This window comes from Haemophilus haemolyticus, assembly GCF_003351405.1.
Taxonomy (GTDB): Bacteria; Pseudomonadota; Gammaproteobacteria; order Enterobacterales; family Pasteurellaceae; genus Haemophilus; species Haemophilus haemolyticus_N.
Genome location: NZ_CP031240.1, coordinates 1071637 through 1096186, shown reverse-complemented (window position 1 = coordinate 1096186; position 24550 = coordinate 1071637). Strand labels below are relative to the sequence as shown.

Sequence of the window (24550 nt, the reverse complement as noted above, 5' to 3'; positions counted from 1 at the left end):
GATGAATTAAAACAGCACTATATTAATCTTTAACGGATAGTTAAACAATAATTAAAATTGAAAAATACTTTTTACCAAAAGTAGAAAATAACTAAAGTAGCTTTTCAATCCAATTAGAAAAAGAATCGGCATCCATAAAGCCCGTTACTCTACTTCCTTGAATCTCATTATTTTGCTTATCAAAAAATAAAATTGTGGGTAATCCCATAACATTAAAGCGTTCCATTAATGCTTTATTTTCTGGGCTATTCTTTGTCATATTCACTTGTAACAATAAGATATTTTGAAATTGCTGTTGCACTTTTGGATCTGAAAAAGTCAGCTTTTCAAATTCTTTACAAGCCACACACCAATCCGCGTATAAATCCAACATCGCGATCAAATGCGGATTTTCAGCTAAAGTGCGGTCAAATTCTTCAATATTTTTAATTTGCTTAAATTTAACCTGAGAAACAGGCTTATTTTCTACCGCACTTTGTGTTGTGGTCTGAGTTTGCCAAATCCAATTTGGCAAAGGTTGTACGGAAACCATAGCCAAAGCAAAACTAATAATTTTAATTGCGTAGCCAAAACCACTCTTAGGCATCTGCAACGCAAACCAAATAAAGAATGCTGTCGCTAATCCAGCCCATAAGCGTGGCTCCCATACTTCAGGCAAAATACGAGAAAGCAAAAACACAGGTAATGCTAACATAACAAAGCCGAATGTTTGTTTCACTGTGTTCATCCACTCACCTGATTTTGGCAAAATTTTATTACCAAACAATGTGATTAACATTAGCGGCACGCCCATACCAAGTGCGAGCAAATAAAGGGTCGCTGCTCCAGTGAATAAATCACCACTTTGCGCCACATAAAGTAAAGCACCAGAAAGTGGTGCAGATGTGCAAGGTGATGCCACAAGCCCAGCAATCATGCCCATCGCAAAGGAACCGCCAAAAGCGCCCGAGGTTTGTTTTTGACTCCATGTATTCAATTTATTTTGTAAGCTATTTGGCAATTGAATAGTAAATAAGCCAAACATTGAAAGGGCAAGCACAACAAATAAAATAGAAAGCCCGATCATCACATAAGGATGTTGCAAAGCGATTTGAAACGGCAAACCGATAGCCGCTACTGCAAGCCCTAACAAGGTGTAAGTCAGTGCCATACCTTGAACATAAAGAAAAGCTAAACTAAACGCTCGCATCATATTTGGACGTTGTTGCTGGCCGATAACAATGGCAGAAAGTAACGGTAACATTGGCAATACGCAAGGCGTAAAAGCCAGCCCCAATCCCAATAAAAAGAAACCAAAAATCGCCCATTTACTATGGAATAAACCATTAGCTAAACGATCTTGTTCAGATAAAAGTGCGGTATTTTTTTCAACTGTTTTTTCGACAGTTTTCTCTTGAGAAACAGCTAAATCCCCAATGCGTAATACTTTAGTTTCAGGCGGATAGCAAAAACCTTCAGTACACCCTTGATAACTGATTTCAACCTGTTCATCAGCATTGCTAAATGCGCCACTAAATACTCCATCAATTGAGCGAGTAAACACCTTCACTTCACCAAAATAAGGATCTTGATGTAATTCAGCTGCTTGTTGAGCATGCAAAGTGAGAACATCCGATTTACCCACTAATTCAGCACTAATCTTATCTTGATATAAATAATAGCCATCAGCAATGTCCCAATGAACCTGTAATTGACTTTTATCCGTAGATAAAGTGGCAGAGAATGCAAAAGCATCATCTACTTTCAAGAAAGATTGTTTTTTATCAAATAGACCTGCGTTAGCTGCAAGTGCGGTAAAAATCAGTGTAAAAAAAAGAAAAAGTTTTTTCATAGAATTGAAAGGAAAAGTAAAAATGCGCTAAATTCTATCACAAAGAAATTTGAATATCTAAAACTATGATTTAGATCATAAAAAGGAAAATCTTATAAAAAATAACCGCACTTTTTTATTGTTACAACAATGTTACACCGCTAGAATGGAATCATGATAGCATACACCAAAATAAGTATAAGGATGGAAAATGGCTACTCCACAAATTCTCGTTGTTGAAGATGAAATCGTTACCCGAAATACGCTTAAAGGGATTTTTGAAGCGGAAGGGTATGATGTGCTTGAAGCAGAAAATGGCGCAGAGATGCATCACATGTTGGAAAACCACAGTATTAATTTGGTGGTGATGGATATTAATTTACCAGGTAAAAACGGTTTATTATTAGCAAGAGAGCTTCGCGAAGAACTCAACTTGCCACTAATATTCCTAACTGGTCGTGATAATGAAGTCGATAAAATTCTAGGGCTAGAAATCGGTGCCGACGATTATTTAACCAAGCCGTTTAACCCTCGAGAATTGACTATCCGTGCACGTAATCTATTGCATCGTACAATGCCGCATCAAGAAAAAGAAAATACATTTGGTCGAGAATTCTATCGTTTTAATGGCTGGAAATTAGACTTAAATAGCCACAGTTTAATTACGCCAGAAGGTCAAGAATTTAAACTTCCGCGCAGTGAATTTCGTGCAATGCTACATTTCTGTGAAAATCCAGGAAAATTACAAACTCGCGAAGAATTACTAAAAAAAATGACGGGACGTGAATTGAAACCTCAGGATCGAACTGTAGATGTCACAATTCGACGCATTAGAAAACATTTTGAAGATCATCCTAATACTCCAAATATCATTATGACGGTGCATGGTGAAGGATATCGTTTTTGTGGGGATATAGAATAAAGTCATTATTTCTATCAACTGAGAGACTATTTTAAAATTCCTTTTTGAAATTAATTTCCCATTTTGATAGAATCCATACGCTTTCATTGTGATTGTCACAATGAAAAGTGAGTTCGGATGAAGGTAGCTGGAGAGCGGGGGAATTGACCCCACACCGACGATGTAAAATCTTTCAGGTGCGATGGCAGGGACTGTTACTGGACGAACCCTTGGAGAGATCCATTTTAGAAATGGACGCCGAAGGCGCAAAAGAGCGGTTAATTTTTCAATCGTTTTTCAAACGCTCAGGCAAAAGGACAGGGGCAAAAGACAATCTATCGTAAGTGTGGAAATTATCAATCTTTTCACCGCACTTTCTTTTCCATTGTATCTTTTCGTCTTCTTGTCGTGTTTATTTTTGATTTAAACGACGAGGAATCACATGACAATTGAGTCAATTCTTTCAGCTATTGATAGCTTTATTTGGGGCGCACCGCTACTCATACTCTTATCGGGCACAGGGCTCTATTTAACGCTACGTTTAGGCTTTATTCAAATTCGCTATTTACCACGTGCGCTGGGTTATTTATTTAAAAAAGATAAAGGTGGAAAAGGCGATGTCTCATCTTTTGCCGCACTTTGTACCGCATTAGCAGCAACGATCGGAACTGGGAATATTGTGGGCGTTGCAACTGCTGTACAAGCAGGTGGGCCTGGCGCTATTTTTTGGATGTGGCTAGTCGCCTTGTTAGGAATGGCAACAAAATATGCCGAATGTTTACTCGCAGTTAAATACCGTGTTCGCGATAAAAATGGCTTTATGGCTGGCGGTCCAATGTATTACATTGAACGCGGTCTAGGTATCAAATGGCTAGCAAAATTATTTGCATTATTTGGTGTAATGGTTGCCTTTTTCGGGATCGGTACATTCCCACAGGTCAATGCGATTACCCATGCAATGCAAGATACTTTTAATATTCCCGTTTTAGTTACTGCAATTATTGTTACGCTTTTAGTCGGCTTAATCATTCTTGGTGGTGTAAAACGTATCGCAACCGCATCATCGCTAATTGTACCGTTTATGGCAATTTTATATGTCACTACTTCACTGGTTATTATCCTTTTAAATATAGAAAAAGTACCAGATGCGATCTCATTAATTATTTATAGTGCTTTTGAACCTCAGGCTGCGCTAGGCGGAACTGTTGGCTTTACCGTAATGAAGGCTATTCAATCAGGCGTCGCTCGAGGTATTTTCTCCAATGAATCAGGTTTAGGAAGTGCACCAATTGCAGCTGCAGCGGCACAAACTCGTGAACCTGTCCGCCAAGGCTTAATTTCCATGACAGGTACATTCTTGGATACCATCATCGTTTGTACAATGACTGGTATTGTATTAGTGTTAACAGGCGCTTGGAATAACCCTGAATTAGCGGGTGCAACAGTAACAAACTACGCCTTTGCACAAGGTTTAGGGGCATCAATTGGCGCAACGATTGTAACCGTCGGTTTATTATTTTTTGCATTCACAACTATTTTAGGCTGGTGTTACTACGGTGAACGTTGCTTTGTTTATCTCGTTGGTATTCGCGGCGTAAAACTATATCGTTTAGCTTATATTGTGTTGGTGGGGTTAGGCTCATTCTTACACTTAAATTTAATCTGGATTATTGCCGATATCGTAAATGGTTTAATGGCCTTCCCAAATCTCATCGCACTCATTGGATTGAGAAAAATTGTGATTGAAGAAACAAAAGACTATTTCCAACGATTGAAAATAAATCATCACGATCAAGATGAAATCGTAGAATAATCAAATGAAAAAAGGTGTAGATACAGTCAACATCCACACCTTTTTTTCTTATCACAATTTCCCATCTTAACAACTTATCTTAGAAAGAAAAGCAGCTTTTTTCAGAAATTAGACATAGATCATATTTTTAAAAATTACTTTGATATTTTCTCTTAAAGCCCTTGAAAACCCGAATTAAGAAAGCTATTTTGTAATTAAAGAAAACTGTAAATCACGCAACAAAGAGGTAAATGCTATGACACTTAATATCACCAGCAAACAAATGGAAATCACCCCTGCAATTCGTGAACACGTGGAGGAAAGACTCGCGAAATTAGGTAAATGGCAAACACAGTTAATTAACCCCCATTTTGTTTTAAACAAAGTACCGAATGGATTTACTGTAGAAGCATCTATTGGCACGCCATTGGGCAATTTATTGGCAAGTGCAACCTCAGATGATATGTATAAAGCAATTAATGAAGTTGAAGAAAAATTAGAGCGCCAGCTCAATAAGCTTCAACATAAAAGTGAATCTCGACGAACAGATGAACGCTTAAAAGATTCGTTTGAAAACTAGTATTGAAAATAAACTAAACAAAGAAAAGCAAAAGAGCGGTGAAATTTTATCCCTCCCCAAAAAGTTAAGTTATTAAATCAAGGACTAAGCTCTGTGATTCACAGGGCTTAGTTTTTTAGTTTACACCGAATACTCTCATGGTGGTAATAATGAATATCCACTTTTCATGACAAAAGAAAACATTGAGTGCTAACGCCGTTAAATCAAGCAATATCTGAATTAGAAAATCCATCCTTAATGCTTTGACGATTGTGGCTTTTTCTGTTAGTTGAGACTTATAACTTTTCTAGAATAGCATTCTCCGCATAAAGTTTGAGATTCTCTAATTCCAACGTTTCTTCTCGTATTTTAGACTTAAGTAGCATTTTAGGGCGTTGGATGACTTTTAGGCATTAAGCTGTTTATACCTTGTCTTTCAGAGACTTGTAACCATTGATTCTACCAAGATTAAATTGTTTACATTCAACGATGTAATGTTTGTTCGGGACGTTTAAGATGCCTTAGGGGAGAGAATGATTTTTATTGCATTGAAGATAAACATTGCTCATTTGTTGTTTGAAGAGTTGGTTATAGTTAGTCATAAAAAATCTACACTTTAATCAGTTAGTTGTTTTAATATGAATTTCGGGACAGCAGATCAATATTCCCCTTTTTTATTTGTAATATAGGATACGAGATGAATAATAAAACTAGCGTTTATGACCAAGAAAACTTCTTTGAGCTTTATCAGAAACTCCGTGCAAATCCAATTAGTCTCAATGAAATTGTTGAAAAGCCTACCATGCTCTCACTGTTGCCTGATTTAAAAGGGAAAAAATTACTCGATTTAGGCTGTGGCACTGGAGGACATTTACAACTTTATCTAGAACAAGGGGCAGATAAAGTCATCGGAACCGATCTTTCCGAAAAAATGCTCGAACAAGCTGAAAAAGATCTGCAAAAATGCGGTCAATTTTCTGGACGTTTTTCGTTATATCAGTTACCGATGGAAAAATTAGCAGAATTGCCAGAAAGTGATTTTGATATCATTACCAGCTCTTTTGCTTTTCATTATATTGAAGATTTTCTCGCTTTATTAGCTTCTATTGCCAACAAACTTAAACCTAACGGCACATTAGTTTTTTCCCAAGAGCATCCGATTACGACTTGCCATAAAGAAGGGGAACGCTGGGAAAAAAATGACAAAAAACAGCAAATTGCTTATCGTTTAAATCATTATCGAGAAGAAGGAAAACGCAATAGAAATTGGTTCAAACAGCCGTTTCAAACCTATCATCGAACAACAGCAACAATTATCAATAATTTAATTCATGCAGGGTTTCAAATCGAGCAAATGGAAGAACCCATGCTTGCCGATCAACCGCAATGGCATAATGAATTTAAAGATTTATCCCACCGCCCACCGTTGTTATTTATCAAAGCAATAAAAGTAGAGAAATAAACAAAATAAACTGGTTTTTAACCTCACTTTATGGTATAAATCGCCCCGCTGTTTTTGCCTTTCAAAAGCAGCTTTTTAATTACTAACAACACACACATATCAACAAGGCTTAATCGGGGTGCCAAACGGTCGATTAGCTGATATGTGGAGGCTCAACCCCAACAAAAGGAAAATATTATGGCACAAGTTTCAATGCGCGACATGATCAACGCAGGCGTACACTTCGGACACCAAACTCGTTACTGGAACCCACAAATGAAACCTTTCATTTTTGGTGCTCGTAACGGTGTTCACATCATCAATCTTGAAAAAACTTTACCTTTATTCAACGAAGCTTTAGCGGAATTAACTCGCATTGCTAGCAACAACGGTAAAGTATTATTCGTTGGTACAAAACGTGCAGCGTCTGAAGCAGTTCAAGCAGCAGCATTAGATTGTCAGCAATATTACGTAAACCACCGTTGGTTAGGTGGTATGTTGACTAACTGGAAAACAGTTCGTCAATCAATTAAACGTTTAAAAGATTTAGAAACCCAATCTCAAGACGGTACTTTTGATAAATTAACCAAAAAAGAAGCGTTAATGCGTAGCCGTGAGATGGAAAAACTTGAATTAAGCCTTGGTGGTATCAAAGATATGGGCGGCTTACCAGATGCGTTATTCGTTATCGGTGCAGACCACGAACATATCGCAGTTAAAGAAGCAAACAACCTAGGTATTCCTGTATTTGCTATCGTTGATACTAACTCAACTCCAGCTGGCGTAGATTTCGTTATCCCAGGTAACGATGATGCGACTCGTGCAATCCAACTTTACGTTTCTGCAGCTGCAGCAGCGGTTAAAGAAGGTCGTGGTAACGAAGCTCAAGTTGCTGAAGAATTAGCAGCTGACGCAGAATAATTTAAGTTTTGCAATAAGGCGAAGCCCTTAATAATCAAACGATTAATTGGCATAGGGGCTAAAATTTAGCCCCTATATTTTTATCTAAAAGTGCGGTCAAAATAAATCGCATTTTCGACAGAGGATTTTTAAAATGGCTGAAATCACAGCATCATTAGTAAAAGAACTTCGTGAACGTACCGGCGCAGGTATGATGGAATGTAAAAAAGCATTAGTTGAAGCAAACGGTGATATCGAGTTAGCAATCGACAATATGCGTAAATCTGGTCAAGCTAAAGCAGCTAAAAAAGCAGGCCGCGTTGCAGCTGAAGGTGTTATCCTTGCTCGTGTAGAAAATGGTTTCGGTGTATTAGTTGAAATGAACTGTGAAACTGACTTCGTAGCAAAAGATGCTGGTTTCTTAGGCTTAGCAAACGAAGTAGCTGATTTCGCAGCAGCAAACAAAGGTACAACTATCGAAGCATTACAAGCACAATTCGAAGAAAAACGCGCTGCATTAGTGGCTAAAATCGGTGAGAACATGAACATACGTCGTGTTGCTTACTTAGATGGTCAAGTAATTGCTCAATACTTACACGGCGCGAAAATCGGTGTATTAGTTGCAGGTCAAGGTTCTGCAGATGAACTTAAAAAAGTAGCAATGCACGTAGCAGCATCTAAACCAGAATTCGTAAATCCAGAAGATGTATCAGCAGAAGTAGTTGAACACGAACGCCAAATCCAAATCGACATCGCAGTTAACTCTGGTAAACCAAAAGAAATTGCAGAGAAAATGGTTGAAGGTCGTATGAAGAAATTCACTGGTGAAGTTTCATTAACTGGCCAACCATTCGTAATGGATCCTTCTGTATCTGTAGGTGACTTCTTAAAATCAGTAAACACTTCAGTTTCTAACTTCATCCGTTTAGAAGTTGGTGAAGGTATCGAGAAAAAAGAAGAAGACTTTGCTGCTGAAGTAGCGAAAATCACTGGCGGTAACGCATAATTCTTCAAAGACAACTATATATTAATAAGCCCAACCTAAGTTGGGCTTATTTGTTTTATAGGATAATTTAATTAATGGACTTAATCTTTTTAATTTACGTTTAGTAAAATAAAAAATCCACACTTTAATAGTAAACTTTTAAAGTGTGGATTTTGTAATAAAACTTCAGAAGAAATTAAGAAATTTTCTTTTCTAACGCTTTTAAACGTTTATTTATTCCATCAATACCTAACGTCAGTGCTGCTGTTTTACGCCATTCTTTATTCGTTTGCAATGGAATACCTGAAGAATATACACCGGGCTCTGTAATTGGGCGCATAACCATTCCCATTCCAGTAATCGTAACTTTATCACAAATTTCCATATGGCCATTAATCACACTTGCACCGCCAATTAAGCAATAACGTCCAACAGTCAAACTACCCGCCATGATAACGCCACCAGCAACCGCTGTACCTGTGCCGATATGAACATTATGTGCAATTTGACAAAGGTTATCGATAATCACGTTATCTTCAATAATTGTTGCGTCTAATGCGCCTCTATCGATACAGGTATTCGCACCAATCTCAACGTTATTACCAATTATTACTTGGCCTACTTGTGGAATTTTAACCCAACAACCACGATCATTTGCGTAACCAAAACCATCACTACCGATGACTGTTCCTGATTGAATTAAGCAATTAGTGCCAATCTCAACGTTATGGTAAACAGTTACATTAGCCCAAAGTTGAGTGCCTGAATCTATCTTGGTATTTTTACCAACAAAGCAGTTTGCACCAATGATCACGTTATCACCAAGTACAACGCCTTCCTCAATCACTGCATTGGCACCAATTGAAACATTCTCACCTAAAGAAGCACTATCAAAAATTACCGCACTTTTTGCAATGCCTTGCGCAGCCTTTGGTGTGCTATCCATATATTGAGCCAAAATTGCGTAAGCTACATAAGGATCTTTAACAATAAGTAAATTGCTTTCTGAAGAACAGTGTTCGACATCCTCTTCAGAAACAACCAAAATTCCTGCGTTAGAATCTTTTAATAATGCACGGAATTTTGCGTTAGAAATAAAAGTAAGTTGATTTGATTGGGCTTTATCGAGTGGAGCGATATTCTCAACAACAACATCGGCGTTACCGCGAACGGTAGCGCCGATTTGAGTTGCCAATTCTTGTAAAGAATAGGATTTTTGCATTATGAGAACCTATTATTTTTTCTCTTCTGCTTTAGCAGCTGCTTTTTCACTAGCAGGAATAGATTTTAGCACTTCTTCTGTGATGTCTTTACCCTCTACCGCAAATACAACTGAATTTGCATCAAGCACATAAGTATAACCTTTCGCTTTTGCTAAATTATTTGTAGCAGTTTGAATACTATCTAATAATTTACCACGCTCTTCTGCTTGACGTTTTTCATTTTGCGCTTGGAACTCTTGAACTTTTTTATCTTGTTCTTGCATTAATTTTTGTAATTCAGCATCTTCAGCTGCACCTAATTTATTAATTTCCTCTTGGCGTTTTTGAATATCTGCTTGACGTAAGCGAGGTGCATCTTTTTCTAAAGCCGCAACTTTTGCTTCTACTTTTTTACGAGCAGCTGCGATTTTATCATCAACGTCTTTCTTACTTGCAGCTAATTTTTCAGCTACAGGCTTAAATTCAGCATCAAGTTTATCCGCTACCGCTTGGCGATCCGGGTGATTTTGGAAAATATAACCTGCATTAATGAAAGCAATTTTTTCTTCCGCTGCAGCATAGCCTGAAGCAAGTGCGATACCTAAAGCAAGTGCGGTTACTTTTGCGATGTTTTTCATTTGATAAATATCCTTAATTAAATAGTGGTTTGTTTAATGTTTTCTCTACCTAATAAAATTAGGCAGAGAATGTTATCTTTGACATTCGAATGATGAAAAAAGTTCAATCTAATTAGAAAGAACCACCAATACTAAATTGGAATTGTTCTACATCATCATTTTCATATTTTTTAATCGGTTTGGCATAAGAGAATACCAATGGTCCAATAGGTGATTGCCATTGGAAACCAACCCCAGCAGATGCACGAACTCGACTAGCTTTTCCATAATCAGGTAAATTTAACGCAGCAATACTTGCGTTTAATGCTTTATCGGATTTCCATTTTGTATTCCACACACTTGCCGCATCAACAAATAATGAGGTTCTAACAGAATTTTGGCCTTTGTCTCCTACAAATGGAGTTGGCACAATTAACTCTGCACTAGCTGTAGCTATTGCATTACCACCCACCACATCTGTGCTTGGCACCCATTTATTTTGGGTTGGATTTAAATAAATAGCATTAGGTCCAACAGCACCATATGCAAATCCACGTAAAGAGCCAATACCGCCCGCAGTATAATATTGATAGAATGGCAAGCGTTTGTTACCAAATCCATTTGCATAGCCAACAGATGCTTTTGCCGACATTACCCAACGGTGATCTCTATCTAATGGATAGAATCCTTGAACATCTGCACTTAATTTATAGTATTTATTATCAGAACCAGGAGTTGTAACTCGTCCACCAAGACTTGCTTTAACCCCTTTAGTTGGGAAATATCCTCTATTGAGACTGTTATAATTCCAACCAAATGAGAAATCAAAGTCATTTGTTTTAATGGCATTTCCATTAAAGTTCATTGATTTCATATATAGTTCACGGCTATATTCTGTCGCAAAGTTACTAATTTTATTATAGGTGTAACCTAATCCTACATAGTAAGAGTTATTTTCATTTACAGGAAAACCTAAAGTAACGTTACCACCATAAGTCGTACGTTTATAATTAGAAGAGGTATCGTTTCTAGAGTTGTCATAGTTTTCAAAGAAAACATTGCCACCTAAACTGACTCCATCTTTCGTGAAATACGGCTCAACATAACCTAAATTTACGCTAGTACCGTAGTCATTACGTGTTCCACCAAGGCTAACTGAAGCACCAGTTCCCAAGAAATTATCTTGTTTAACACTAGCTTGATAACTAATACCACTCTCTGTACCGTAACCAATACCAAAGTTGATACTACCTGTATTACGCTCTTTAACTTTATACACGACATCTACTTCGTCATCCGTACCTTTTACAGGATCAATTCGGTTTTCTACGGTTTCGAAGAATCCTGTACGATCTAAACGGATTTTACCTAACTCAACTAATTGCGAGTTATACCACGCCCCTTCTTGTTGACGCATTTCTTGACGTAAAGTACTATCTGCTGAAACAGTATTTCCTTCAAAGCGTAGTTGACGAACAGTTAAACGTCGACCAGCATCAACAACAAAAGTAATTGCTAAGGTTTTATTTGCATCATCAAAATCAGGTACAGCATTCACCGTTGCACTACCGTAACCACGTTCACCCAATTTTGCTTTAATCGCATTTTCAACATCGGCAATATCACTGCGACGGAAAATGTCATTTAAATGTAATGAAGAAAGTAACGGTTCAAGTTCAGAAGCCATACCACCCACATTACCAACAATACGAGCACTTCGAAGGTCATACTGTAAACCTTCATTGACATCAATGGTTACATTTACTTTCGTTTTTTCATCATTTAGCTGAACATCAGTTTTAGTGATTTGTGCTTTGGCATAACCATTATTTAAATAATAATCTCGAATTGACTGTAAATCTTTCTCGAACTGAGCGCCTTCAAATTTATTACCCCATAATTTCCACCAAGAATCAGGTTGTAATTCCATTTGCTCTTGCAACGTACTGCTACTAATAGATTCATTACCATTGAAAGTTAATGATGCTAATTTTGCTGTATCATCTTCATTAATCTGAATTAAAATTTCAGCACGATTATTTGGTAAGGTATTTACAATAGGTTCAACTGTTGCGTTATAGCGGCCTACACTTGCATAGTGCTCTTTTACACTTTTTGCAAATTCATTTAATTTTTCTCGAATTAAAACATCGCCAACTTTAAAACCGTTAGCATCTAAGTTTTGTTTAAGTGCTTCAGTTGGAATAACAGAGTTACCTTTGATTTTAACATCTGAAATGATGGATTTAGCCACAACGCTAACAACAAGTACATCGCCTTCTTGATGTGCATTCACATCATCGAATCGACCACTTACGAATAAAGAGCGGACAATATTAGCCACATCATTGTCAGTCACACGCTGACCGGCACGAACTGGTAGACTTGCTCGGATTTGTTGTTCTAAGTCACCTTGAACACCATCCACACGAATATCTTTTGCCACAAAAGGTGCGGCAAACACAGTCGTTGTCGTACCGAATAATAAACTTGCGATTAGAAGTTTTTTCATCGATTGTATCCTATATAAATTATAGACGTAAAAAATCATTAAATAATGCAAACACCGTTAAGCTTAATAACAGTGCTGCGCCAATTCGATAACAGATGCTTTGCACCCGCTCAGAAACAGGTTTTCCTTTAACAGCTTCCATAGCTAAAAAAACTAAATGGCCGCCATCTAATACAGGCAATGGGAATAAATTCATAATTCCTAAATTCACACTAATCAATGCCATAAAGCTTAAAAAATACACCAATCCAATATTAGCAGATGCACCAGCACCTTTCGCTATAGAAATAGGGCCGCTTAAATTATTTAATGACAAATCACCCGTAATTAGTTTTCCTAACACCTTCAAGGTTAAAACAGAAAGTTGACCTGTTTTTTCAATGCCTTTTTGTAAGGATTCAAGAATATCATATTTTAATTCGGTACGATATTCATCAGATAATTTTACGAAAGTTGGGCTTAACCCCACAAACCATTTTCCACTCTGATTACGCACTGGAGTGATAATTTTGTCAAGCATTTCCCCATTACGTTCAACTTTAATAGAAAAAGATTCGCCTTGTTCGACCTGTTTTATAAAATCTTGCCAAGGAAGTGCGGTTAAATTTTCTTTTAAAATTTTATCACCAATTTGTAAACCAGCTTTTTCAGCAGGAGAATCTTGAACAACTTTAGAAAGCACCATTTCAATTTTAGGACGCATAGGCATAATCCCTAATGCCTCAAAAGCACTTTCTTTTTCAGGATCAAAAGTCCAATTTGTAAGATCTAAAGTGCGTTGTTGTTCAATATTAGAACCAAAAGGAGAAAGGGTAATTTCAACATTAGGCTCACCCATTTTTGTGGCAAGCAGCATGTTGATGGTTTCCCAATCTTGAGTTTCTTCTCCATCAACCGCTAGAATTTGTGTATTAGGTTCAATGTACGCTTGTGCAGCGATTGAACTTGGCGTTATCGACTCAATTACAGGTTTAACACTTGGCATTCCATAAAGATAGATGACCCAATAAGCAAAAATCGCGAAAATAAAATTTGCCAAAGGACCGGCGATAATCACAAATGAGCGTTGTAATACACTTTTACTGTCAAATGATTGTGACTTTTGTTCAACTGGAACCGCTTCATTACGTCCATCAAGCATTTTGACATAGCCGCCTAAAGGAATCATTGAAACCGCAAATTCTGTACCATGCTTATCGATTCGTTTCCAAATTACCTTACCAAAGCCAATTGAAAAACGATGGACTTTTATACCGCACTTTCTAGCAGCCCAAAAGTGACCATATTCGTGAACGGATACCAATACCGCAATAGCAATGATAAAAGAACCTAGCGACCACAAAAATGACATTCAAAATCCTTATAACACAAAGAAATAGAAGTAGCTGAAAAAAGGTACCGCTGCAGTCAAGCTATCAATGCGATCTAATACACCGCCATGACCAGGAATCAATTGGCTGCTGTCTTTCACACCAGACTCACGTTTAAACATACTTTCAGTTAAATCACCCAATACTGAAATTGCAACTGTGGCAACGGAAAGAATAACAAATCCAGAGATATTTCGCTCACCAACTAAAGCATCGCCAGAGAAATGAATAAATACAAAAGCAAGCACTAACGCTGTAATTAAGCCACCAACAACGCCTTCCCAGCTTTTACCAGGTGAAACTTTTGGCGCAAGTTTACGTTTACCAAATGCGCGTCCGCTAAAATAAGCACCAGAATCAGCCGCCCAAACAAGCACAAATACATAAAGTAATAAAAATAAGCCGTGATAAGGATCATGGGTATAGTGTTCTAAACGTAAACGTAATACCCCCGCGATAAATGGGATTAAAGTAGAAAAGGCAAATAAAAGCTGTAAAAGAGGATTTTTAGACCAAAATTTAGCTGATTTAGGATAACTCACCACAAGTAATAAAGCTAAAATCCACCAACCAACAGCGTTCATCAATAAGAGCTGAAGGTGCTGTTCAAACACACGACCGGCATCTAAATAGTTTCCCTCAGTATAGAGCCATAAAAAGATAAATGCGCCTAAAAAAGCGGCAACACAAAAACGCGCTAAAGGCTGTTTAAGGCGAGCAAACTGGGTCCATTCCCAAACGCCTAAAGTCGCCACAGCCCCTAGAGCGAGGGCAAAATAAAAAGGCGTGAATAAAAATAGCGCACATAACACCGCTGCGATTAACACAATGGCAGATAAAACTCGTTGTTTAAGCATAATTTTAATCCATTTATGAATTATTCTGTCCCACCAAAACGGCGATGACGTTGTTGATAACAGGCGATGGCGCGGTTAAATTCCGCCTCATCAAAATCTGGCCACAGCACATCAGAAAAATAAAGTTCTGCATATGCAATTTGCCATAATAAAAAATTACTAATTCGTTGTTCACCACTGGTACGAATTAATAGATCAACTGGTGGTTCATCTTGTGTAACCAAATAACGCTGAAAAGCAATTTCATCAATCTCGTCAACGTTCATTTCATTATTTTTTACTTTTTCTGCTAGTTGCTTTGTCGCCTGTACAATATCCCAACATCCACCGTAATTTGCAGCGATATTGAGCGTAAGTGCGGTATTTTTTTCTGTTAAATTTTCCGCTTTTGAAATTTTTTCTTGCAAAGATTCACTAAAACGAGATACATCGCCAATAATTTTCAGACGAATATTATTTTTATGTAATTTTTTCACTTCGCGATCTAAAGCTTGCATAAAAAGCGTCATTAACGCGCTGACTTCTTGCTCTGGTCGATTCCAATTTTCGCTACTAAAGGCGTAAAGTGTAAGAAAATTTACTCCAGTTTGGCGAGCATAACTTACCGCTCGACGAACTGCAGATACGCCATTGGTATGGCCAAAAATGCGCATTTTATTTTTCTGTTTTGCCCACCGCCCATTACCATCCATAATAATGGCAACGTGTTTTGGAATATTGTTTTGATCGAGCTCTATCATTATTTTTATTATAAAAAGATCCCTATAAATTCGGCTGTGAACTATATCATAAGTTGTATTTGCTTGCTATGGATTAGCGATCCCTGATCCACACTTTATTTTTTACATAATTCATTTTTATAATAAAGAAAAATAAACAAAATGAGAATTTATGTCTGCGATTGAACAAAATAAAGACGGCATTAGATTAAGAATATTCTTACAGCCAAAAGCCAGTAAAGATCATATTGCTGGCATTCACGATGATGAACTAAAAATTACCATTACTGCGCCACCTGTTGATGGTCAAGCAAATGCGCATTTATTGAAATTTTTAAGTAAATCCTTCAAAGTGCCCAAAAGCAGTATTATTTTAGAAAAAGGGGAATTGAGCAGACACAAACAAGTTTGGATTCCTGAACCCAAATTAATTCCAAAAGAAATTCAAAATCTATTGTAAAAACAAAGAAAAAAATCACCGCACTTTGGTCTCCTGCCCTATCAATTTATGCCTTTTTACGGTATTCTATGCCACATTTTCTATTGTCAAAATGCTGCAAAAGTGCGGTTAAAATTTAAGGTGATTTTATGCAAGAACAATATCGCCCCGATATGATCGAACCAAAGGTTCAACAATATTGGGCAGAAAATAAAGTTTTTAAAGCAATCAAAGACGAATCTAAAGAAAAATATTACTGTCTTTCTATGTTCCCATATCCATCGGGTCGCCTGCATATGGGGCATGTGCGCAACTACACTATTGGTGATGTAATTTCTCGTTATCAACGTATGCTAGGTAAAAACGTGTTGCAACCATTTGGTTGGGATGCTTTCGGCTTGCCGGCAGAAGGTGCGGCGATCAAAAACAAAACCGCACCTGCTAAATGGACATACGAAAACATTGCCTACATGAAAAAACAACTTCAGCTTTTAGGCTTTGGTTTCGACTGGGATCGTGAAATGGCAACCTGTAAACCAGAATACTACAAATGGGAACAATGGTTCTTCACTGAGCTTTACAAAAAAGGCTTAGTATACAAAAAAACCTCAACAGTAAACTGGTGTCCGAATGATGAAACCGTACTCGCAAACGAGCAAGTACACGAAGGTTGTTGCTGGCGTTGTGATACACCTGTGGAACAAAAAGAAATCCCACAATGGTTTATCAAAATTACTGACTATGCAGAGCAATTATTAGGTGGTTTAGATACCCTTCCACAATGGCCAGACATGGTAAAAACTATGCAACGCAACTGGATCGGTCGTTCTGAAGGGGTAGAAATTACCTTTGATGTTGCAGATACCAACAAAAAAGTAGCGGTTTACACCACGCGTCCAGATACCTTTTACGGAGTGAGTTATTTAGGCATTGCGGCAGCACATCCATTAGCAAGTTTAGCGGCTCAAAATAATCCTGAATTAGCCACCTTTATCCAAGAAGCGAAAAACGCAAAAGTAGCAGAAGCTGATCTTGCGACAATGGAGAAAAAAGGAATGGCAACGGGCTTATTTGCCATTCATCCATTGACGGGTGAAAAATTACCAATTTGGGTTGCGAATTTCGTGTTAATGCACTATGGCACAGGTGCTGTCATGGCGGTTCCAGCTCACGACCAACGTGACTTTGAATTTGCTCAGAAATACAGTTTGCCAATTAAACAAGTGATCGCACCGCTTGCAGATGAAGAAATTGATTTAACCAAACAAGCTTTCGTTGAACACGGTAAATTAGTGAACTCAGCCGAGTTTGATGGTAAAGATTTTGATGGCGCTTTCAACGGAATTGCAGATAAATTAGAAAAATTAGGTGTTGGAAAACGTCAAGTGAATTACCGTTTACGTGACTGGGGCGTTTCTCGCCAACGTTATTGGGGTGCGCCAATTCCGATGCTAACCCTTGAAAATGGCGATGTAGTACCTGCACCAATGGAAGATTTACCTATTATTCTGCCTGAAGATGTGGTAATGGATGGCGTGAAAAGCCCAATTAAAGCTGATCCTAATTGGGCAAAAACGACGCTCAACGGCGCACCAGCGTTAAAAGAAACGGATACCTTTGATACCTTTATGGAATCCTCTTGGTATTACGCGCGCTACACTTGTCCACAATATCAAAATGGCATGCTTGATGCGGAAGAAGCAAACTATTGGTTACCAGTGGATCAATATATTGGTGGTATTGAACACGCAACAATGCACTTGCTCTACTTCCGTTTCTTCCACAAATTATTACGTGATGCAGGATTTGTAACCAGTGACGAACCAGCCGATAAATTATTGTGTCAAGGTATGGTGCTTGCAGATGCCTTCTACTACACCAGTCCAACCAATGAGCGTATTTGGGTGAGCCCAACTCAAGTGACTCTTGATCGTGATGAGAAAGGTCGCATCATTAAAGCCACCGATCCTGAAGGGCGTGAATTAGTCCACAGTGGCATGACCAAAATGTCGAAATCCAAAAATAACGGTATTGACCCACAAGAAATGGTAGAAAAATATGGCGCCGATACTGTTCGTCTCTTTATGATGTTTGCCTCTCCAGCAGAAATGACCTTGGAATGGCAAGAATCTGGCGTAGAAGGCGCGAAACGTTTCTTAGGGCGTGTTTGGAATTTGGTATACCAATATCAACAAAACCCAGCAAAAACTAGCCTAGATATCACCGCACTTTCAGCAGCGCAAAAAGCACTTCGTCGTGAAGTACATAAAACGATTGCGAAAGTGAGCGATGATATTGGTCGTCGTCAAACATTTAATACTGCGATTGCAGCAGTAATGGAATTGATGAATAAACTCACTAAGGCTTCCTTAGAAAGCGAGCAAGATCGTGCTGTCATGGCGGAAGCATTAAGTGCAGTTGTTCGTATGCTTTATCCAATTACGCCACATATCTGCTTTGAATTATGGCAAGCGCTAGGAAATGAAAGCAACATCGATACCGCTGAATGGGTGAAAGCTGATGAAGCCGCAATGGTAGAAGATGAAAAACTCATTGTTGTGCAAGTAAACGGCAAGGTTCGTGGAAAAGTGACTGTTCCTGCAACCTCTTCAGAAGAAGAAATTAAAGCGACAGCGAAAGCAGATCCTAATGTTGCAAAATTCCTTGATGGAAAAGAAATTCTTAAAGAAATCTATATTCCATTAAAAATGTTGAATTTTGTGGTTAAACCATAATCCGTAGAATCTGTGGAATATTGATATTTCACAGATTCTATCTTTATTAGTGTATGGATTTTAAATTTATACACTCCACAATAAAGGTAATTTTTATGATTAAATCAATCAAAGCTTTGTTTATTGTAGCAAGCATTATCGCGCTTTCTGCTTGTGGCTGGCATTTTCAAAACGGTACATTAATTCCACAAGAATTACGTACCCTTACCTTTGAAAGCCCCGATCCATACAGTGAAATGTCAGTGGCGATGCGTAATCAGTTACAAGCGAACAATGTTCAACTCGTCAATTCGACTCAAGGCATTCCTGTTTTACGCATCAATAAATTCCGTACAAATGATGAAGTCGCTTCTGTCTTTAAACGCGGACGCGAAGCTGAAAAAGTATTGATGTTAGAAGTGGAAGCAAGCATTCGTTTAGCGAATGGTGAAAGCCACCCAATCACGGCAAAAGTCAACCGCACTTTCTTTGATAACTCTCGCGCAGCATTAGCTAAATCTGGCGAACGAGAAGTAATTTGGAATGATATGCGAGAACAAGCTGCGCGTCAGCTTATTACCAAAATGGTTGCATTAGAAAAACAGGTTAAACATAAATAATGAATCGCATCTTCCCAGAGCAACTTAATCAACATCTTTCCCAACGTTTAGCCAAAGTTTACTTTTTGGTAGGGCAAGATCCATTGTTACTGAGTGAAAGTGAAGATGCCATTTATAAAACAGCCAACCAACAAGGATTCGATGAGAAAAATAACATTCAGATTGATAGCCAAACTGACTGGGCACAACTCATAGAATCCTGTCAGTCCATGGGATTGTTTTTTAACAAACAAGTCATGGTATTAAATTTACCTGAAAATTTCACCGCACTTTTACAGAAAAATCTGCAAGAATTTATTTCGGTTCTACATGACGAGATCTTGCTGATTTTACAAATTGCAAAGCTAGCAAAAGTAAATGAAAACCAAGCATGGTTTGTTGAACTAAACCAATATGAAACCAGTGCGATTCTTGTAAATTGCCAAACGCCTACAGCTGAAAATCTCCCTCGTTGGGTAAAAAATCGTACCAAAGCGATGGGATTAGAAGCTGATGATGAAGCAATCCAACAACTTTGTTATAGTTATGAAAACAATCTGCTCGCACTCAAGCAAACTTTGCAGCTTTTAGATTTACTTCATCCCGATCATAAACTTAATTACAATCGTGTTATTAGCGTGGTGGAACAATCCTCAATTTTTACACCATTTCAATGGATTGATGCGTTGCTAATGGGAAAAGCAAATCGTGCTAAACGTATTTTAAAAGGTTTACAAGCTGAAGATGTGCAACCTATTATTTTATTACGCACGCTACAGCGAGAATTATTTACGTTGCTTGAACTCACAAAACCACAGCAAGGTATTATGACAACGGAAAAACTTCCAACTCAACAAATTAAGACTGAATTTGACCGTCTAAAAATCTGGCAAAATCGCCGACCGCTCTTTTTAAGTGCGATTCAACGTTTAACCTACCAAAAGCTCTACGAAATTATCCAAGAACTCGCCAATATTGAACGTCTTGCTAAACAAGAATTTAGCGATGAAGTGTGGATTAAACTCGCTGATTTGTCTGTGAAAATTTGTTTGTAATCGCTATTGTTTTTTTTTTGCGCTAAAATGGTATAATAAAACGCCATATCGGCAATGACTTATTAATTAACTTTCGTGAGGATATCATGATGAAAAAAACACTAGCTACACTTATTTTAATGGGATTTGGTTTTTCAGCTTCTGCAGCTGATTTGTCTGCAAGTTGTAAAACTTATTTCGCTGAAATTGATTCTTTCTTAGCATCAATGCCAGCTGCGCAAGCAAATACAATGAAAGCGCAATATGAATCAAGCAAACAACAATTTGCATCAATGCCCGTAGCGGCACAAGATAAGGCTTGTAATCAAGCGGCAGAGCAACTTAAACAAATGAAAGCCGCAATGCCGAAATAATTTGAAAAAATCAATAGATGTTATATAAACCCTAGTCTGACTAGGGTTTTATTTTATAGGATGGAGAGCTTCATTCAGCAATCGATGAATTAATTTAGCATTAGCTGGCGGAAACTGCCCTGCGTCCAATGTGCGTTGCTCAATCCAAAATCCTTCTTGACCTTCTCGCCCAAAAGGCTCTCCAATCCATTCATCTACGACATAAAAGAAAAAAGAAATAATCTTTGTTGGATATTCAAATTGGAAGCGTTCGTAAAGTTCAGCATTTAATACCACAATGCCAATTTCCTCTTCCAGTTCACGTTTTAACGCCTGTTCTGGTGTTTCTCCCGCATCCACTTTTCCACCAGGAAATTCTAAAGATTGGGCAAAATCCTGTCCTTCTAAACGTTGCGTTAAATAGATCTGACTAAACTCATTACGAATAATACCCGCAGCAACTTGTATAATTTTTTTATCCATTTCTTCTATCCAATAGTACCTATGAAAAAAGTGCGGTGAAAAATCACCGCACTTTGGCTAATCATTAATGGCGAGCAGCACGACTGCCATGACAATGCTTGTATTTTTTACCCGAACCACAAGGACAAGGCTCATTGCGTCCAATGCGACGTTCTGAATAATCTTTAGAATCTGAATTTTGGATTGCCTGACCATTTTCATCCACAGGTAAATTATTTTGATTGATACGAGCAGCCATCTCCTGACGAGCACGTTCAGCTTCTTCCATTTCTTCTTGAGTACGCACACGTACACGCGTTAACGTCGTGATAACGTGGTGTTTTAAAGAATCCAACATTTCCGTAAACATACGGAAAGATTCTTTTTTATACTCTTGTTTTGGATCTTTTTGTGCATAACCGCGTAAATGAATACCTTGGCGCAAATAATCCATCGCAGCTAGGTGTTCTTTCCAAAGCTCATCTAAGGTTTGTAACATAACGCCTTTTTCAAAGTTACGCATGGTTTCTTCACCAGCCAGCGCTTCTTTTTCTTTATATTCTTTTTCGGCGACTTCGACGATGCGTTCACGCAAGTTTTCTTCGTGAAGATTATTGTCTTCTTCCAGCCAATGAGAAATTGGTAATTCCATACCAAACTCTTGAGCTAAACGCTCTTCAAGCCCTTTAATATCCCATTGTTCTTCCAAAGATTGCGGTGGAATATATTGATCAATCACGCTATTAAATACATCGTGGCGAATAGCGTTGATAGTTTCAGAAATATCATCATTATCAAGCAAATAATTACGTTGCTCATAAATGGCATGACGTTGGTCATTTGCCACATCATCATATTCAAGTAGGTTTTTACGACCATCGAAATGGAAAGCCTCAACTTTTGCTTGAGCAGATGCAATCACTTTCGCCAACATTTTCGATTCCATAGCCTCACCAGGCACGGTGAACGCTTTACGCATTAAATTGAGTTTACCTTCATTTAAATAAATGCGCATTAAGCCGTCTTCCAAAGAAAGATAGAAACGAGAAGAGCCTGGGTCACCTTGACGGCCAGAACGACCACGCAACTGGTTATCGATACGGCGAGATTCATGACGCTCTGTACCGATAATATGCAAACCACCTGCTTTCATTACAATCTCGTGGTTCTTTTCCCACTCAGCTTTAAGCGCTTCAATTTGTTCTTGAGTTGGATTTTCTAATTTAGCAGCCTGCGCTTTCCAGTTACCACCAAGGATAATATCCGTACCGCGACCCGCCATATTCGTTGCGATAGTCACCGCACCGGGATAACCAGCTTCTGCCACGATTTCTGCTTCTTGTTGGTGGAATTTCGCATTCAATACATTGTGTTTAATACCTACTTTATCTAAAGCCTTAGATAATTCTTCTGATTTTTCTACTGAAATCGTCCCCACTAAAACTGGTTGCTGGCGTTCAACACAATCTTTGATGTCTTCAATAATTGCATTAAATTTATACTGTTCATTTTCAAACATCACATCGGTACGATCATCACGAATCATTGGACGGTTTGTTGGAATCACAACGGTTTCCAAGCCATAAATTTGTTGGAACTCAAACGCTTCAGTATCCGCAGTCCCCGTCATACCTGCAAGACGCTCATATAAACGGAAGTAGTTTTGGTAAGAAATTGACGCAACAGTTTGGTTTTCACTCTTAATTTCAACCCCTTCTTTTGCCTCAATGGCTTGATGTAAACCATCCGACCAACGACGCCCTGCCATTGTTCGACCAGTATGTTCATCAACAATCACGATTTCACCATCTTTTACAATGTAATCGACATCTTTTTCAAACAATGTGTGCGCACGCAAGGCAGCCATAACATGGTGAAGTAATACAATTCGACCAGGAGAATACAAAGAATCCCCTTCTGGCATTAAACCTTGCGCAATCAACCAATCTTCCACTTTTTCTTGGCCACGTTCAGTTAAGTGCGCCTGTTTAGATTTAAGATCTAAAGTAAAGTCCCCTTCGCCTTGGTATTCTTCTGTATCTTCTTTTTCTTGCTTAATTAAGTTTGGAATCAGTTTATTGACTGCAATATAAAGCGCAGAACTGTCTTCAGCTTGACCAGAAATAATCAATGGTGTACGCGCTTCATCAATTAAGATGGAATCCACTTCATCCACCAGCGCATAGCCTAAGGTACGTTGGAAACGCTCTTCTTTTGAGTGAGCTAAGTTGTCACGTAAATAATCAAAACCAAGTTCACTATTGGTTGCATAAGTAATATCAGCTGCATAAGCCGCACGTTTTTCTTCAGGCGGTAAACCAGGAATATTTACGCCTACACTCATGCCCAAAAATTCAAATAACGGACGGTTTGTTTCTGCATCTCGGCGAGCAAGATAGTCATTCACTGTCACAACATGAACGCCTTTACCTTCAAGTGCGATTAAATAACAAGGCAAAGTCGCAGTTAATGTTTTACCTTCACCAGTGCGCATTTCTGCGATACAGCGGTTAGTCAATACCATCCCACCAATAAGCTGAACATCAAAATGTCTCATACCAAGCACGCGCTTACTTGCTTCACGTACCGTTGCGAATGCTTCTGGTAAAATTTGTTGCAAAGTTTCGCCCGCACTTAAACGTTGACGAAATTCATCTGTTTTTGCACGAAGTTGTTCATCTGTAAGGGCTTCAAACTCAGGTTCTAATTTATTGATTTTTGCAACTTGTTTTCTTAATTTACGTAAAATACGGTCGTTACGGCTACCAAAAATTTTCGTTAAAATGCTCATAATTTCTCTTTTTAAATATATAAGTTAAATAGCTAAATGCGTATGAAATACTTTCTTCCATGCACAATAATTCTTTTTTAAAATATCGCTATTTCAATAGCAATATTCTTCACAAAAACAGAAAAATTAAATAAGCAAGGGGCCTGCTCGAATTGGCGCACTAGGATTCAACGCATCAGCTAAAAAGTGCGGTTGAATTTTAGGTTGTTTTTCAGTTTGACGGGAAATTAAAGGTTGAGGAATAGCTTGTCGTTGCACTTCACGTGCTACTTTTACCGTTTCCAACGCTTGTTGAATGGAAACACTCGAGGAATAATTTTCCGCATTATTTTGATTTTCAAAACTTTGTGCGTTAGGCAAAGCAAAAATCGCGATGATACTTAAAAGTAATCGCGACCAAAAATTCGGTTTGACAGTGCCTGAAATCATCGTCTCGTTGTTTATTATGAAAATTATGTGTATTGTAGCGGAAATCTAAACTAATGTCATTTAT

The 24550-nt window shown here is 38.1% G+C and carries 21 protein-coding genes, 1 pseudogene and 1 riboswitch; of the genes and pseudogenes, 11 read left to right on the top strand and 11 right to left on the bottom strand.

The annotated features are described in order from the left end of the window. Window positions 1-91 precede the first annotated feature (91 nt). Window positions 92-1831 (bottom strand): protein-disulfide reductase DsbD, encoded by a 1740-nt coding sequence (locus DV427_RS05515; protein ID WP_114891585.1) that lies wholly within the window; start codon window positions 1829-1831, stop codon window positions 92-94. A 190-nt stretch (window positions 1832-2021) separates the two neighbouring features. On the opposite strand from DV427_RS05515, the gene arcA reads away from it, so the two are divergent. The 3 genes from arcA (at window position 2022) to hpf (ending at window position 5083) form a co-directional block, all read left to right on the top strand. Then, entirely contained in the window at window positions 2022-2732 is a 711-nt protein-coding gene (gene arcA, locus DV427_RS05510) for a two-component system response regulator ArcA (RefSeq protein ID WP_114891584.1), read from the top strand. 199 nt (window positions 2733-2931) lie between these two features. Further along, window positions 2932-3042, top strand: a riboswitch (glycine riboswitch). Window positions 3043-3153: 111 nt separating this feature from the next. After that, a complete protein-coding gene (locus DV427_RS05505) occupies window positions 3154-4524 on the top strand; it encodes an alanine/glycine:cation symporter family protein (protein ID WP_114891583.1) in 1371 nt (456 codons plus the stop codon). Between the two features lie 235 nt (window positions 4525-4759). Then, window positions 4760-5083 carry a ribosome hibernation-promoting factor, HPF/YfiA family gene (gene hpf, locus DV427_RS05500; RefSeq protein ID WP_114891582.1) on the top strand — a complete coding sequence of 108 codons (324 nt, stop codon included), beginning with the start codon at window positions 4760-4762 and terminating at the stop codon, window positions 5081-5083. Between the two features lie 160 nt (window positions 5084-5243). Here the strand turns inward: hpf and DV427_RS09560 are convergent. Then, window positions 5244-5521: pseudogene (locus tag DV427_RS09560) on the bottom strand (IS3 family transposase); the annotation flags it as partial. Between the two features lie 238 nt (window positions 5522-5759). On the opposite strand from DV427_RS09560, the gene DV427_RS05495 reads away from it, so the two are divergent. The 3 genes from DV427_RS05495 (at window position 5760) to tsf (ending at window position 8409) form a co-directional block, all read left to right on the top strand. Further along, window positions 5760-6524 (top strand): class I SAM-dependent methyltransferase, encoded by a 765-nt coding sequence (locus DV427_RS05495; RefSeq protein WP_114891581.1) that lies wholly within the window; start codon window positions 5760-5762, stop codon window positions 6522-6524. A gap of 177 nt (window positions 6525-6701) precedes the next feature. Next, on the top strand, window positions 6702-7424 hold the full coding sequence (gene rpsB, locus DV427_RS05490; RefSeq protein ID WP_005645552.1) for a 30S ribosomal protein S2: 723 nt from the start codon (window positions 6702-6704) through the stop codon (window positions 7422-7424). A 133-nt stretch (window positions 7425-7557) separates the two neighbouring features. Further along, a complete protein-coding gene (gene tsf, locus DV427_RS05485; protein WP_005627519.1) occupies window positions 7558-8409 on the top strand; it encodes a translation elongation factor Ts in 852 nt (283 codons plus the stop codon). Window positions 8410-8584: 175 nt separating this feature from the next. Here the strand turns inward: tsf and lpxD are convergent, their stop codons facing one another. The 6 genes from lpxD to uppS form a co-directional block, all read right to left on the bottom strand. Beyond that, complete coding sequence (gene lpxD / locus DV427_RS05480; RefSeq protein ID WP_114891580.1) at window positions 8585-9610, bottom strand: UDP-3-O-(3-hydroxymyristoyl)glucosamine N-acyltransferase; 1026 nt, start codon at window positions 9608-9610, stop codon at window positions 8585-8587. Window positions 9611-9622: 12 nt separating this feature from the next. Continuing rightward, a complete protein-coding gene (locus DV427_RS05475) occupies window positions 9623-10228 on the bottom strand; it encodes an OmpH/Skp family outer membrane protein (protein ID WP_114891579.1) in 606 nt (201 codons plus the stop codon). Window positions 10229-10340: 112 nt separating this feature from the next. Beyond that, entirely contained in the window at window positions 10341-12719 is a 2379-nt protein-coding gene (gene bamA / locus DV427_RS05470) for an outer membrane protein assembly factor BamA (protein WP_114891578.1), read from the bottom strand. A gap of 19 nt (window positions 12720-12738) precedes the next feature. After that, window positions 12739-14070: a sigma E protease regulator RseP gene (rseP, locus tag DV427_RS05465; protein ID WP_114891577.1), complete on the bottom strand. Its 1332-nt coding sequence runs from the start codon at window positions 14068-14070 to the stop codon at window positions 12739-12741. A 9-nt stretch (window positions 14071-14079) separates the two neighbouring features. Continuing rightward, window positions 14080-14946 carry a phosphatidate cytidylyltransferase gene (locus tag DV427_RS05460; RefSeq protein ID WP_111696442.1) on the bottom strand — a complete coding sequence of 289 codons (867 nt, stop codon included), beginning with the start codon at window positions 14944-14946 and terminating at the stop codon, window positions 14080-14082. A 20-nt stretch (window positions 14947-14966) separates the two neighbouring features. After that, window positions 14967-15686: a polyprenyl diphosphate synthase gene (uppS, locus tag DV427_RS05455; RefSeq protein ID WP_114891576.1), complete on the bottom strand. Its 720-nt coding sequence runs from the start codon at window positions 15684-15686 to the stop codon at window positions 14967-14969. A gap of 151 nt (window positions 15687-15837) precedes the next feature. Between uppS and yggU the strand changes: the two genes are divergently transcribed. The 5 genes from yggU (at window position 15838) to DV427_RS05430 (ending at window position 20825) form a co-directional block, all read left to right on the top strand. Continuing rightward, window positions 15838-16125 carry a DUF167 family protein YggU gene (gene yggU, locus DV427_RS05450; RefSeq protein ID WP_005631228.1) on the top strand — a complete coding sequence of 96 codons (288 nt, stop codon included), beginning with the start codon at window positions 15838-15840 and terminating at the stop codon, window positions 16123-16125. 128 nt (window positions 16126-16253) lie between these two features. After that, window positions 16254-18839 carry a leucine--tRNA ligase gene (gene leuS, locus DV427_RS05445; RefSeq protein WP_114891575.1) on the top strand — a complete coding sequence of 862 codons (2586 nt, stop codon included), beginning with the start codon at window positions 16254-16256 and terminating at the stop codon, window positions 18837-18839. A gap of 95 nt (window positions 18840-18934) precedes the next feature. Continuing rightward, window positions 18935-19438 carry an LPS-assembly lipoprotein LptE gene (locus DV427_RS05440; protein ID WP_114891574.1) on the top strand — a complete coding sequence of 168 codons (504 nt, stop codon included), beginning with the start codon at window positions 18935-18937 and terminating at the stop codon, window positions 19436-19438. Further along, the gene (holA, locus tag DV427_RS05435; protein ID WP_114891573.1) at window positions 19438-20472 is read left to right on the top strand and encodes a DNA polymerase III subunit delta; all 1035 of its coding nucleotides are present in this window, start codon (window positions 19438-19440) and stop codon (window positions 20470-20472) included. The genes DV427_RS05440 and holA overlap by 1 nt, the downstream gene beginning before the upstream one ends. Before the next feature lie 89 nt (window positions 20473-20561). Further along, entirely contained in the window at window positions 20562-20825 is a 264-nt protein-coding gene (locus DV427_RS05430; RefSeq protein WP_065250253.1) for a DUF5339 domain-containing protein, read from the top strand. Between the two features lie 48 nt (window positions 20826-20873). Here DV427_RS05430 and mutT read toward each other — a convergent pair whose 3' ends face one another. The 3 genes from mutT to secM form a co-directional block, all read right to left on the bottom strand. Continuing rightward, window positions 20874-21287: an 8-oxo-dGTP diphosphatase MutT gene (gene mutT, locus DV427_RS05425; RefSeq protein WP_114891572.1), complete on the bottom strand. Its 414-nt coding sequence runs from the start codon at window positions 21285-21287 to the stop codon at window positions 20874-20876. A 64-nt stretch (window positions 21288-21351) separates the two neighbouring features. Continuing rightward, the gene (secA, locus tag DV427_RS05420; protein WP_114891571.1) at window positions 21352-24057 is read right to left on the bottom strand and encodes a preprotein translocase subunit SecA; all 2706 of its coding nucleotides are present in this window, start codon (window positions 24055-24057) and stop codon (window positions 21352-21354) included. A 126-nt stretch (window positions 24058-24183) separates the two neighbouring features. Next, entirely contained in the window at window positions 24184-24486 is a 303-nt protein-coding gene (gene secM / locus DV427_RS05415; RefSeq protein ID WP_114891570.1) for a secA translation cis-regulator SecM, read from the bottom strand. Window positions 24487-24550 lie beyond the last annotated feature (64 nt).